This is a genomic window from Pontibacter ruber (assembly GCF_023630205.1).
GTDB lineage: Bacteria > Bacteroidota > Bacteroidia > Cytophagales > Hymenobacteraceae > Pontibacter > Pontibacter ruber.
Map to the genome: position 1 here is coordinate 537,648 of NZ_JALPRR010000001.1, position 13,222 is coordinate 550,869.

Genomic DNA, 13,222 nt, shown 5'->3' on the forward strand with positions numbered 1-13,222 from the left:
TTATCATATATGAAACAGACATTCAGTTTATGGATACTGCTGGGCCTGGTGCTGATGGCACCGGGCCTGGCAACAGCCACAGTTGCTACTGCAGCTGTAACTGCCCCCGACGCCCCGGCCTCTGCTGATTCTGTTACCAAAAAAGGTTGGTGGACAGCAGAGTTGGAAGTAGCAAATAATTCGTCGTTTTACGGGCGTAGCACCGCACAACGGTACCCGTATGCTTCCACTTCGCTTACCTACCTGCACCAAAGCGGCCTGTGGGCATCCGCCACCTCGTACCAGTTATTCGACACCGAAGACTTTATAGATGAGACCGATGTATCGGTAGGTTATACTTACCTGATCGGCAAACGGGGGAAAGGAAATATACTTTACTCTCATTTCTTCTTCAGCGAAAATTCACCACTGCTTAAATCCGTTACCAACAATGCCTTGACCGCCAAAACCGAAGTAGACTGGAAATACCTGTACACGGCCTTAACAACCAGCTACTTTTTCGGGGGCAGCAGCGATTTGTTTGTGGTATTGGATAACTCGCGCTACATTGCGCTTAACCCGCTGTGGAACGGAAAGCGCGCCATTGGCCTTGACCCCAAAGTAAGTATAACAGCAGGCACGCAGGAATTTTCGGAGACCTATACCGTTGAGAAAAAACCGGGTTTTGGAGGCGTACTGGATCCGCTGCGCCCCGGAAACGGCAAAAACGGCAGCACCACCACAACTACCACAACACACAAATTCAGAATCCTGAACTATGATTTCCTGGTGCCTGTGGTGGTGAATTTTGGTAATTTTGAGGTGGAACCGTCCTGGCGTTATTCCATACCGGTAAACCTGCTGGAGGGCGACGAGTCGAAGGCGCAGTCGTTTTACAGCATCAAGGCAAACTATACTTTTTAATTTATACTTAGGAAGCAAAATATGCATGTACTGGTGGTAGAAGACGAGGCCAGCCTCGCCACGGAGCTGATGCATTTTCTGAAGCAGGAGCGTTACCGTTGCGACTGGGCCCCAAACGGGCAAGATGCCTCAGAGAAAATAGCCGTTAACCTGTACGATTTTATACTTCTGGACCTGGGGCTGCCCGACTACAACGGGCTGGACCTGCTGCAGGAAGCAAAACAACTGGACCACGAACCGGCCATCATCATACTAACAGCGCGCGGCTCCCTGGAAGACCGCGTGCAGGGTTTGGATCTTGGCGCTGACGATTACCTGCCAAAGCCGTTCTCCCTGCTGGAGCTGCAGGCCCGCATGCAGGCCGTGCTGCGCCGGAAGTTTAAAGTAAAGTCTTCCGTCCTTGCGTTTCATGGCTTCGAGCTGGATAGCGCGGATCGCCGGCTCAGCTACCAGGGCCAGGAGATCACGCTTACCAAAAAGGAGTATGACCTGCTCCATTACCTGCTCCTGCACAAAAACCGCATCCTGACCAGGCTGCAGCTGACAGAGCACATCTGGGGCAACATCCTGGAAGACGATTACGACTCCAATTACATCGATGTGCACATCAAGAATCTGCGCAAAAAGCTGTCGGCCCACAGCACCATCGAGTGGCTGGAAACGGTTCGGGGCGTGGGGTACCGACTGACAGTATAACATGCGGCTTCAATCCAAACTTACTCTGTTCAGTGCGGCCTCTAAAGCTGTTGTGCTGCTGTTGCTGGTATTGGTGATCCCGCCTTTGGTGCACCGGGTGGCGTTGCACAACACCGACGATCGCCTGATCCAGAAAAGAGAGCAGGTGCTGCGCATTATCGAAGAGCAGGGCATCGAAAGCTTTATTTCGGAGGAGGACAACGGGGCTTACGGCAGCTATAACCTGCTGAAGGAGGAGTTTATCTCGCTGGAACAGATACCGGAAGCGGTTGCTGTGGATACTATCGAGAACAGCCTGCGCAAGGTAGAAGGCGAAGTGGTGGAGTACCGCGTGTTGAGCCTTACGTTTGAAGTAGAAGGTAACTTTTACCTGATGGAAATAGGCCGCAGCCTTGCCACCATCGGCGAGAACACCGATACGCTTCAGCAGTATGCGTTATACTTCCTGGTGGCAGTGGTGCTGATCACGGTGTTCATTGACCTGACCTTCAGCAAAATTTTGCTGCGCCCGCTTATGCTCATTATCCGAAGGCTGCAGCGCATCGGGCACCCGGGCGCTTTCAAACCGCAGCAACTGCAAACTACCACATCCGACTTTTTATACCTCAACAATACCATCAACAACATGATGGGCCAGATCCAGGCTGCTTTCCTGAAAGAAAAAGAGTTCATCGGCAATGTTTCGCACGAGCTGCTCACCCCCATCTCTATTTTGCAGACAAGGCTCGAGAACCTGCTTACCGATCCGGAACTGCCGGAGCATATACTGATTAAGATGGTGGAGAATCAGAAAACACTGCATCGGATGAAAAGTATCATCCAGACGCTGCTGCTCATCTCCCGCATCGAGAACGAACAGTATCTGAAGAACGAATCGGTAGACCTGAAAATACTGGCAGATGAGGTTGCAGAAGAAATTGCCGAGCGGGCAGAAGTAAAGCAGGTAGGTCTGGAGGTCAACATCAGTGAGGACTGGATTCTGCCGCAGGCTAACTATACTTTGCTGTTCACCATGCTGTTCAACGTGGTGAACAACGCCATCAAGTATAACAAGCCCGACGGCAAGGTAACGATTGAGGGGCATGTAAACGGCAAAGGGTATGCGCTTAAGGTAAAAGACACCGGTATTGGTATAGATGCCGAGCAGATCCCCAATCTGTTCAACCGCTTCAAGCGCCTGCACGCACCCGATGGCGAGAGCCATGGGCTGGGCCTTTCCATTGTGCAAACCGTAGCGCAATTCCACAGGATAAAGCTGAAAGTGCTTTCTACTCCGGGTGAGGGTACCACTTTCACGTTTCTGTTCCCGAAAGCGGAGGCAGTAATAGCCAGCTAACGCACGCCTCTTTCACGGCTGAGCACGTATTAGTAGTTTGATCGATTTTATTTCTTGATTCAGCTACTATGACCTCATCATCAAAAGAGCAATCCGAAGAAAAGTACCTGCACGGTTACTCCAGCGAAGAGCAGCAGCGCCTCTACAAGCAAGCCCGCTTCATGGAGAATAAAATATACTCCGATATTGATTTCTCCACAGTCAATAAATTGCTGGAAGTAGGGTGTGGTGTAGGAGCCCAGTCCGAAATTCTGCTGCGCCGCTTCCCGCATATTTACCTTACGGGGCTCGACTACTCTGAAAAACAGATCGAGCAGGCCAGGGCTTTCCTGTCTACTGTTGCCTATGCTAAAGACCGTTATGAGCTGTTGCAGGGCAATGCCATGGACATGGAGTTTGCTTCCGGATCGCAGTTCGACGGTGCTTTTCTCTGTTGGGTGCTGGAGCACATACCGGACCCATCGCGTGTGCTGTCGGAAGTACGGCGGGTGCTGCGGCCAGGCAGTCCGGTCGTGATCACGGAGGTGCTCAATTCCAGCTTTTTTGTAGAGCCTTATTCCCCGAGTGTGCTGCAGTATTGGATGCGCTTCAACGACCTGCAGTACGACATGGGCGGCGACCCGTTTGTAGGCGCCAAGCTAGGCAACCTGCTGCAGTCGGTAGGCTACCAGCGCATCACCACCGAGACCAAGACCTATCACCTCGATAATCGCAACCCCGCCAAGCGTGCCGAAATGATTGCCTATTGGACTGAACTACTCCTGAGCGGTTTACCCCAGCTACTGGAAGCCGGCTACGTAGATGCCGAACTGGCCGATAAAGTAAAGGAGGAAATGCAGGTCGTAGCAAAAAGCCCGAATGCCGTGTTCTTTTATACCTTCATCCAGGCCAAGGCTTATACTTCCTGACATAAGACAAAAGCGGCTATACCTTGCAGGATTAACATAGCCGCTTTTGTTGCAGTCGCATGATTCCTAACACTGCAACTAACGCGTTTAAGTTCTATAGCTGCATTTTATACTTTTTGCCGGCAAGCATATTGCTTCGTAGCTGCTTGTATTCCTCAGTCATACTTGTCTTTACTTTCATAGTCTCTATTGGTGCGCTCAGGGCCGCGGGGCCTCGTCCTCGGGCATCGCGCTGTCTATTGAAGCTGCCATCGGCTCCGCCTGTAGGCTGCCCTTGCGGGCACCGCAACAATAGAAGGCGCTCAACCCAAGGACTGGAAACGACACTGCTTCGTAAGCGGCTATGCAACTAGAACCCATTGTAGGGACAGGTCGTGACCTGTCCGTGCTATACCTGCAGCCATAAAACTTCTACTTGGGAAGTAGGAAAAGCAGAGATTCCCCTCTTGAGAGGGGCAGGGGTGTGTTAAAGCAAAGGCTTAACCTCCCAGCCCACAAGATCCTTTCAGGATGACATTAAAGATAGCAGAAGCAGAAAAAGTCCCCTTTGAAGGTGATTGGGGGATGAACTGCAGTAGCTATGAAACTTATACTTCCAAGTATAGCAAAGACCGAATTCCCGCCGTAGACTAGCGAGAATGCGAGTTCGAAGCTAGCGAGCGAAGCTCTGAGGAGTAAGGGGTGGTTGGATCACTATGAAAGCATAACCCAGACTACAATACCAGATAAGGCCTGATCTTCTCAAACAACTCCTGTGTGACCAGCTTTACCTTTCGCACCTCTTCCAGGTGCTGGTAAGGTCCATGCTGCTCCCGGTATGCCACGATCGCCCGCGCTACGTTAGAAGAAATGTAAGGGTGTGCCCGAAGCTGATCGGCTGTAGCCGTGTTTATACTTAGTTGTTGCAGGGTGTTGGTTTTGGGAACAAACGTATACTTGTGCAGGCTATCCACCACCTCCGGCTGCAGGCCGTACACCTCTCCTACCTGCGCCATACTATGGAAACCGCCCAAGCTGTTTCTATACTTCACAATTCTTGCCGAAAGTTTGCTGCCAATGCCCCGAATCTGCTTAAGTTGAGTAGTATCGGCGGTGTTGATGTTGAAGGGAGCAAGTATAAATTTCTCCCGCGGACGGCTGCTCCAATTCGGGTTAGAGTATGGCTTTGATGAAGTACCAGCGATACTTTTGCTTCGGCCATACTTATCCGGGCGCTCTACCGGCAATTCGATGTAAGGGTACAACCGCTGAAAGACCGAATCAGGCAGGCCATAGATCTTGCCCAGTTCTGCTTTATAGGTAAAGTCGCCGACTTTGCTGCGGTAATTGAGAATGCGTTGTGCCAGGTACCTGGGCAAGCCGAAAGCCTGCCATTGTTCTGCCGTCAGCTGGTTCGGGTTGAAAGGCCTCAACGCTACGGTGGGTACCTTGTATCGGCCGCCACGCTCTTCCGGTTGCCTGGCCTCGAGCTGCGCCACCAGGCTGTCCAGTAGCTGCTTGTCGGCAGCGGTACCAGCATCAGGGTTGGTTGGTTTGTAAAACAGGTCAAATAAAAATGGTGCTGCCGTAAGCAGCACCATTATACTTATCAGCCACAGAAAGCCGTTTACCTCGCGCTGCGAAAAGCCAAAGTAGCGTCTTATCCAGAGCCTGATCCTTTTCATGTGTAGTTATTATACGTGAACCTGCCGCTCTACCTCATCATCGTTGTTGAGATAAGAGTCTGGTTCAGGCTTCGGTGGAGTTCTCAACACCAAAGAGAAAAAGTATATCGTAATTCCGGTTACCGATATCAGTGTGATAAGCATGATAACAAGTGCAGATGCGTTCATAATTTCTAAATTCTACCTTCTCTAACTCGTTTCTTATAAGCAATGTAAACAAGGGCTGCAATGCTCAGGAACACAAGTACAAGCAATGTACGGGATGCGTTCACAAAGAACATTGTCTCCTCTAACTGCGCAATCTGTGCCGGGTCGGTAGCAGCAGCAAGTTGTTCTTTCAGGCCGCTGTTCATCAGCTTCTTGATGATCGAACCGTTATCCAACACCCAGTTACCGCTCAGGGCAGCCCCCCAGTCGCCACCTTTTGGCGTGAACAGCGAGCCCAGGAACACCCACAGTAAAAGAGCAGGCGTGATAAACTTGATGATGAACTTGTAAATGTTAGGCACCTTGATATCAGAACCGGAAGTAATTTCTCTCCAGCCTTTGTTGATACCAAATACCCAGGCAAACAAGATCGACTCCAGCAAGGCAAACACTACCAGCGATACCGTGCCTGCCCAGTAGTCATACTCATCAAACACACCGTAGTTGAAGAACAATACAGTTGGCATACCCAGCAGGAACACGATCAGACCAAACGACCAGGCAGCTGGCTTGCGCTTCCAGTTAAACTCGTCCTGCAGGAAACCGATCCACGGTGTACCCATGGCCAGTGAAGAGGTGATACCGGCAAAGAACAAAAGGCCAAACCACATCACCCCGGAGATCGCACCTAAAACTGGGCCCCACTGGAAGAACAGGTATGGCAGCGTTTTAAATCCAAGACCAAGGCCACCGAGCTGCACCAGTTCTGTTACGCGGTCGATGCCCAGGTAACCGATCGAGATCGGGATCAGGATAGCACCACCCAGTACTACTTCCACGAACTCGTTCATCCAGCCGGCAGACATCGCGTTCAGCGCAATGTCGTCTTTAGAGCGCACATAAGAAGCATAGCAATGGATTGTACCCATACCTACGGAAAGTGTGAAGAAGATCTGGCCGGCAGCAGCCAACCAAACACTTGGCGACCACAGCTGGTCGTAGTTCGGAGTCCAGAGGAAGTTCAGACCAACAGAGCTGTCGTTGATAGCGCCTTGCTCACCTGCAGTGATTGTAAAGCCTCTGTAAGCAAGGAATATACCGAACAGAATAAGCAACGGCATACCTATTTTCGCAACGCGCTCCACACCTTTGGCCAGACCTTGTGAAAGTATGAAGGTGTTCATCAGCAAGCAGATCACAAAGAACACGATTGGCTCGTACGGAATACCTGTTGTAGACGTATCGAGGTTTACATAGTGGTTGAAAAACTCTGCCACGCCATTCTGATCAAGCCCGTTAAAAGAGCCCATCACCGAGTGCATCATGTACGAGAGTGTCCAGGATTCGAGGTAGCAGTAGTAAGCAGCTACGGCAATGTTTGTCCAGATACCAAATACACCGATGTATTTCCACATACGGTTCTTGCCCATGGTATCCACGATGAACGGCGTAGAGTGGTGGCCGAATTTGCCTCCGAAGCGCCCCATAGACCACTCGATCCAGAGGAGCGGAATGCCCATCACTAAGAAACAAACAAGGTAAGGGATAATGAAGGCGCCACCGCCGTTTTGCACCGCCTGCACCGGGAAGCGCAGGAAGTTTCCAAGCCCGACAGCATTACCGGCCATGGCCAGGATAAGTCCGACGCGGGAGCCCCAAGATTCTTTATTAGCACTCATAAATAAGGGTAGAAGTTGGTTAGTTTAGGTTTAGGTTTGTAGGTTGTTTGCTGAATTTAAAGCGTACAATTTAGCTAATGGATTTGATTACACCCATTAAATAATCGCTTTTTTTTAATATAACTGTCTTATTCATACTTTTTTGAATAAGTAAATCGAGCCACTCGAAAGGCTAATTTCCCGCCTGTTCTGCCACAACACGTATTCCTTCTGAAAAGGCATGTGGCTTATACCCCAGCGTTTTCTCCGCTTTTGTAATGTCAAAACCGGTGCGTGGCGGGCGTTTTGCCGGTTGCGTAAAAGTGCTTCCGTCCGCTTTGTTGATCAGGGACTTATCGAGCGAGAAGTAATCGGCTACCTGCAGTGCCATATCATAAGGTGTTAGCATCTCCTTGCCGGAAATGTTGTAGATGCCTTCTGCATCGTGCTTGGCGGCCAGCCAGCAGCCCTGCGCCAGGTCCTCTGCCAGCGTTGGCGTCCGGAACTGATCGTCTACTACATTGATCGTTTTGCCGGCACGCAGGCTGTCGCGCACCCACAGCACAATGTTGGTGCGGCCGTAATCATGGGCTACGCCATAAACCAGCACAGTTCTCAGAATGGCCCACTTGCATTTGGCTTTCTTCACGATCTCTTCGGCCAGGCGCTTGGTCTCGCCATAAAAGTTAACCGGATTGGCTTCGGCTTCTTCGGTATAAGGACCGGCCTCGCCATCAAAAATAAAGTCTGTTGATACGTGGATCAGGTGCACGTTATACTTTTCGCAGGCTTCTACCAGGTACTGCACGGCATCGCGGTTCAGTTTCAGAGCACCTTCATGGTCTGTTTCGCACTGGTCCACGTTGGTCATGGCGGCCGTATGGATAATGTGCGTCGGTTTGAACTGGCTTACCACCTCCTCTACCTGGGCCTTGTCGGTCACGTCCATTGATGCGAAGGGCAGGTCTGGAAAAACAGCAGCCAGTTTGTTTTCGCCGCGGCTGGTGGCCAGCACCTCCACGTCTGCCTGCGTTAGCAGCAATTCTGCCAGCTTCTGCCCCAGCAGGCCGTTAGCGCCCGTTATTAGTATTCTTTTCATCCTTTTTGAAAGGGATTAGTTGTTGTAAGTATAGTTGTACTTCTTGGCAATCTTCTTCTTCTTCACCTCTTCCACCTTCACCTTCATTTTGATGTCAGAGAGCGGGCGGTCACGGCCATCCTTCGGCTGCTCGGCTATCTTGTCGACCACATCCAGGCCATCTACCACCTGCCCGAACACTGTATAAGCTTCGTCGAGCATGGGGGTGCCATCGTGATTTTCTACAATGTAAAACTGAGAGCCGCTGGAAGCACGTTCCGGGTTCATGTGGTCGCCAAGGCGGGCCGCAGCCACTGCGCCACGCTGGTGTTTATACTTGGGGTTGATCTCGGCAGGAACGGTATAGCCCGGATTTCCGCCACCGTCATTCCGCGGATCATCGTCTTTGGAATTAGGATCACCGCCCTGTATCATAAAGCCGTCCACAATGCGGTGAAAAGTGGTACCATCGTAAAATCCTTCTTTCGCCAGTTTCAGGAAATTCTCCTTGTGCTTGGGTGTGTCGTTGAACAACACCAGCTTTATCTCGCCCTGAGGGGTGGAAATCGTTACCAGCTGATCTTTGCCTTTGGGTGCTTTTTGTGCAAAAGCAGAGAGGGGCGCGAGCACAGCAAAAGCTGCTGCCACAATAGTATGAGCTAAACTTTTCTTTTGAAACATACTTGTTATTTAACCAAATCGGTCTTTAAGTTTCCCTTTTTTTTGCTCTATTCCAAATTTAAGCGGTTTTAGTAGGCGGCAGTATAAAAACAAACATCCCCATGCCGACTCCGAAAGGGGTAGCATGGGGATGTAAAGTATAAGTATAAACGCCTAGCTGCGCTGCTCCCGGATGTCTTTCAGGATCTGGGCGCCACCTTGTGCAAGTATGGTTTCGGCCAGTTTTACCCCGATGGCTTCTGCCTCACTCTGAGGCGCCTCAAACACCTCTACCAGGTGCTGCTGTCCGTCCAGGCTCACGATGCCACCGCGTATACTTACCTGCCCGGTTGCGGTTAAAGTAGCCAGGGCAAACGACGGAATGCTGCAACCCCCTTCCATGGTTCTCAGGAAGGCGCGTTCGGCCAGCAAACACACGTGTGTCTCCGGGTGGTCCAGCGCTGCTTTGATCTGCTGCTTCAGCTCCGGGTCCAGGTCTTTGGCACACTCCACGGCCACACTGCCTTGTCCGGCGGCCGGCGTAAACTCGTCTGTCGGGAAGGCGTGCACGATCAGGTTGTCGTACTCCATGCGGAAAACGCCGGCATAGGCCAGCATGAGCGCGTCGAACTGTTTATCCTCTAGCTTCTTCAGGCGCGTCTGCAGGTTGCCCCGCGATTCGGCAGTAGTTACGTTCGGGTAGAACTTCTTCAGCAAAGCTTTACGGCGGGTAGAAGAAGTTCCGATTACTACCTTGCTGTCGCGCTCCAGTTTAAAGTTCGGATCAAAAGAGAGGATTACGTCGTGCACCTGCTCGCGCTCCATAAAAGCCACCAGTTCCAGGTCATCCGGAATGGTAGACTGCACATCTTTGGCGCTATGCACGGCAATATCTATACTTCCGTCGCGCAGGCCTACTTCCAGCTCTTCGGTAAACACGCCTTTCGAGCCGATCTTGTCCAGCGATTTATCCAGCACCTGGTCGCCTTTGGTGCTGATGATCACGATCTCGGTAAGCAGGTTGGCGGTCTGTAATTTATCGGCTACGGCGTTGGCTTGCCAGAGCGCAAGTTTGCTGCCGCGGGTGCCGATGCGTATGGTTTTAACAGTCGTTTCCGTTGTCATAGTATAACTTAGTTTGCGCCGCGCAAATAGCCGGCAATTTGTATGGAGCTGTCTACAAACACCATTTTGGGGTTGGCATTTCGCTCGATATGATAATGGGCCTGGTTGAGTTCTTCTGCCAGCTGCCCGGCATTGTTTTGCGTGATCACCTTCGAGAATTTCTGCACAAAGTCCAGTTCGTTGGGGGGCAGGTATGAGATCAGCGAGGCATCTACGCCATACAGCGTCACTTTCCGGAACAGATTGAGAGCGTAAAGCAGGAAGTTCTTCTGGTTCTCGCGGCCCAGCTTCTGAAACTCTTCGCTCATGTCCACCACTTCGCCGAACTTGTAGCTGTAGCAATGGCGCATCCAGGAGGTAAAAAAGGAAAAATAGTCGCTGCTGATCTCGCCGGTAAGTTTTACGGCCGCATTCAGGTTGCCTTCGGCCAGCTGCGCGATCTGGTAAGCGGTGTTCTGGTCGGTGTTATAGTTTTCCTGCAGGTATTCTACTACTTCCTGCTCGGTAAAGCTGCGCACCTGCACGATCTGGGTGCGGGAGGTGATGGTAGCCAGCAGCTTCTCAGCGGCCTGCGACACAAGCAGGAACAATGTTTTGGCAGGCGGTTCTTCCAGTAACTTCAGCAAAGCATTGGCGGCAAACGGGTGCATCAGTTCCGGCAACCAAATCACCACGATCTTGTAATCGCCCTCAAATGCCTTCAGCGACACGAGTTTTACCAGCTGGCGGCTTTCCTCTTTCGAGATGGCTCCCTGCTTGTTCTCGGCGCCGATGTGCTGCATCCATTCGTTCAGCCCCTGGTAAGGGTTATCCAGCACAAACTCGCGCCACTCCGTCAGGAACTTCTGGCTCAGCACGTCTTTGGTAACAGACTTGGTGCTGGTAACCGGCATCACGAAGTTGAAGTCGGGGTGCACCAACTTGTTCATTTTAACGCAGCTGCTGCACGTTCCACATGAATCATCGGCTTGCCTGTCTTCGCAGTTGATGTAGGTGGCATAGGCCAACGCCAGCGCCAGGTTCGCACTTCCCTCCTTACCCAGAAACAACTGCGCATGCGCCACGTGGCTGTGCCGCACCGAATTGAGCAGTAATGTTTTTGTTTCCTGATGTCCTTTTATCTGTGAGAACTGCACCTTTTTGAATTACGAATTAAGAATTATGAATTACGAATGGGTGGCTGATCAGAATTTATACTTAATCAACAATTTAACCATTCAGCAATTTAACAATATAGCAATTGACATTTTGACTACTTGACAAAAGACAAAGGACTTTTAAGCATACCTCTTTTATCAAGCACTCCTTTGTCCATTGGTCTTTTGTCAAAAAAGCTACGCTTTTTTATCCCACACCCGGTATGGTTTGGTCTGGTTGAACACTTCCTCAAGTATGGCTTTTTCTGTATCGTCGAGCTTCTTGTTGCGGCGCTCCAGTACTTTTTCAGCCACCTCGTATACTTTGCGCAGCTGATAGGTTTCGAAGCCCGAGGCACCGCCCCAGCTAAAGGACGGCACGAAATTACGCGGATAACCTGTACCGAAAATGTTGGCACTTACGCCTACTACCGTGCCTGTATTGAACATGGTGTTGATACCGCACTTGCTGTGGTCGCCCATAACCAGCCCACAGAACTGAAGCCCGGTGCCTTTGAAGCCGCCTTTGGCATAGTTCCATATCTTTACCTCGGCGTAGTTGTTCTTCATGTTGGACGTGTTGGTATCAGCACCCAGGTTGCACCACTCGCCCAATACTGAATTGCCCAGGAAGCCCTCGTGGCCTTTGTTGCTGTAACCAAATATAACCGAGTTGCTGATCTCGCCCCCCACCTTGCTAAAAGGCCCAATGGTGGTATCGCCGCGCATTTTACCGCCCATGTTCACGGTACTGCCTTCGCCCAAAGCAAACGGTCCTCTGATAATAGCACCTTCCTGCACCTGCGCATCACGGCCGATGTAGATGGGGCCACCCTCAGCATTCAGAATAGCTGCTTTGATTGTCGCGCCTTCTTCAATAAAGATGTTCTCTTCGCCATACACAGCCGTGAATTTGTCATTAACCGGTTGGCTCTGGCGCCCCTTCGTGATCAAGCTGAAGTCACGGCGGATCTGCTGCCCGTTGTTCACAAAAATCTCCCAGACATCCCGGATGATGGTGCCTGCAAAGCTGCTTTCTGATCGCTTTCCAGAAGTATAAGCGGCCAGTTCTTCAGGCTGGAGCAGCTGTTCGCTACCGGCATGCAGCGCCAGCAGCAGGTCGTTCTGGTACAGCGCCTCCCCTGGCTGCAGCGCTTTGATCTCGCTGAGCAGTTCTTCGGAGGGGCACACAGCCCCGTTCACGTATAGGTTGCTGTCTGTGTGTTGCAGTTTATACTTTGCCTGCAGGTAGGGCTGTGTCAGGTATGAGACAGCTTCTCCGGTATAATGCTGCCATTTTTCAGCAATCGTAAGGATGCCTACCCGTATTTCGGCTACCGGCCTGGTAAACGTCAGCGGCAGCAGCGACTGCCGTATGCTTGGTTCGTCGAAGAGAATGATGCGCATGGGACAAAAATAAAAAAGTCTTCCCGGGATTAAACGAGAAGACTCTTAAATTGAAACGTTTTAACCGGAAGAAACCGCTTATTTTTTCTTGTAACGCGTGTTGAATTTCTCTACACGACCAGCAGTATCCACGAAGATGTTTTTACCAGTGTAGAAAGGGTGAGACGCAGAAGAAACTTCCACTTTGATTACAGGATATTCTTTGCCATCTTCCATTGTAATCGTTTCGCTAGATGTCATCGTAGAGCGGGTGATGAATTTATAATCACTCGTCATATCCTGAAATACAACCTCTCTGTATTCTGGGTGAATGCCTTTTTTCATTATTATAAACGTTTATTAACCTTAATTCTGAATCGGACTGCAAAAATAATAACAAATTCGGAATTTAAAACGCTACTAACCAAATTATTTTGTACCGATACGAAAACAGGACGTGCAACCGATAAATCTGTAAATTTGTATCAGGCGCTGCAGAGGGCGCCGGACTATAGCCCCTACAAC

At 50.7% G+C, this 13,222-nt stretch carries 13 protein-coding genes; 4 read left to right on the forward strand and 9 right to left on the reverse strand.

Going from position 1 to position 13,222, the window contains the following annotated elements:
* Window positions 1–9 precede the first annotated feature (9 nt).
* The 4 genes from MJ611_RS02240 (at window position 10) to MJ611_RS02255 (ending at window position 3,843) form a co-directional block, all read left to right on the forward strand.
* On the forward strand, window positions 10–903 hold the full coding sequence (locus MJ611_RS02240; RefSeq protein WP_250427752.1) for a hypothetical protein: 894 nt from the start codon (window positions 10–12) through the stop codon (window positions 901–903).
* A gap of 21 nt (window positions 904–924) precedes the next feature.
* Window positions 925–1,599: a response regulator transcription factor gene (locus MJ611_RS02245; RefSeq protein ID WP_250427754.1), complete on the forward strand. Its 675-nt coding sequence runs from the start codon at window positions 925–927 to the stop codon at window positions 1,597–1,599.
* A gap of 1 nt (window position 1,600) precedes the next feature.
* Complete coding sequence (locus MJ611_RS02250; RefSeq protein WP_250427756.1) at window positions 1,601–2,935, forward strand: sensor histidine kinase; 1,335 nt, start codon at window positions 1,601–1,603, stop codon at window positions 2,933–2,935.
* Between the two features lie 68 nt (window positions 2,936–3,003).
* The gene (locus tag MJ611_RS02255; RefSeq protein WP_250427757.1) at window positions 3,004–3,843 is read left to right on the forward strand and encodes a class I SAM-dependent methyltransferase; all 840 of its coding nucleotides are present in this window, start codon (window positions 3,004–3,006) and stop codon (window positions 3,841–3,843) included.
* A gap of 713 nt (window positions 3,844–4,556) precedes the next feature.
* On the opposite strand, the gene MJ611_RS02260 is transcribed toward MJ611_RS02255, so the two are convergent.
* From MJ611_RS02260 to MJ611_RS02300, 9 genes are all read right to left on the reverse strand, one after another.
* Entirely contained in the window at window positions 4,557–5,507 is a 951-nt protein-coding gene (locus tag MJ611_RS02260; RefSeq protein WP_250427758.1) for a ComEA family DNA-binding protein, read from the reverse strand.
* Window positions 5,508–5,516: 9 nt separating this feature from the next.
* A complete protein-coding gene (locus MJ611_RS02265) occupies window positions 5,517–5,675 on the reverse strand; it encodes a hypothetical protein (protein ID WP_250427759.1) in 159 nt (52 codons plus the stop codon).
* A 5-nt stretch (window positions 5,676–5,680) separates the two neighbouring features.
* A complete protein-coding gene (locus tag MJ611_RS02270; protein WP_377495758.1) occupies window positions 5,681–7,333 on the reverse strand; it encodes a sodium-dependent transporter in 1,653 nt (550 codons plus the stop codon).
* Between the two features lie 172 nt (window positions 7,334–7,505).
* A complete protein-coding gene (locus tag MJ611_RS02275) occupies window positions 7,506–8,411 on the reverse strand; it encodes an SDR family oxidoreductase (protein ID WP_250427760.1) in 906 nt (301 codons plus the stop codon).
* 15 nt (window positions 8,412–8,426) lie between these two features.
* Window positions 8,427–9,071: a peptidylprolyl isomerase gene (locus tag MJ611_RS02280; RefSeq protein WP_250427761.1), complete on the reverse strand. Its 645-nt coding sequence runs from the start codon at window positions 9,069–9,071 to the stop codon at window positions 8,427–8,429.
* A gap of 153 nt (window positions 9,072–9,224) precedes the next feature.
* Window positions 9,225–10,175: a hydroxymethylbilane synthase gene (hemC, locus tag MJ611_RS02285; protein ID WP_250427762.1), complete on the reverse strand. Its 951-nt coding sequence runs from the start codon at window positions 10,173–10,175 to the stop codon at window positions 9,225–9,227.
* Between the two features lie 8 nt (window positions 10,176–10,183).
* Window positions 10,184–11,311: a DNA polymerase III subunit gene (locus tag MJ611_RS02290; protein ID WP_250427763.1), complete on the reverse strand. Its 1,128-nt coding sequence runs from the start codon at window positions 11,309–11,311 to the stop codon at window positions 10,184–10,186.
* Window positions 11,312–11,509: 198 nt separating this feature from the next.
* Complete coding sequence (locus MJ611_RS02295) at window positions 11,510–12,718, reverse strand: GlmU family protein (RefSeq protein WP_250427764.1); 1,209 nt, start codon at window positions 12,716–12,718, stop codon at window positions 11,510–11,512.
* Window positions 12,719–12,796: 78 nt separating this feature from the next.
* Window positions 12,797–13,042 carry a type B 50S ribosomal protein L31 gene (locus MJ611_RS02300; protein WP_250427766.1) on the reverse strand — a complete coding sequence of 82 codons (246 nt, stop codon included), beginning with the start codon at window positions 13,040–13,042 and terminating at the stop codon, window positions 12,797–12,799.
* Window positions 13,043–13,222: the final 180 nt, after the last annotated feature.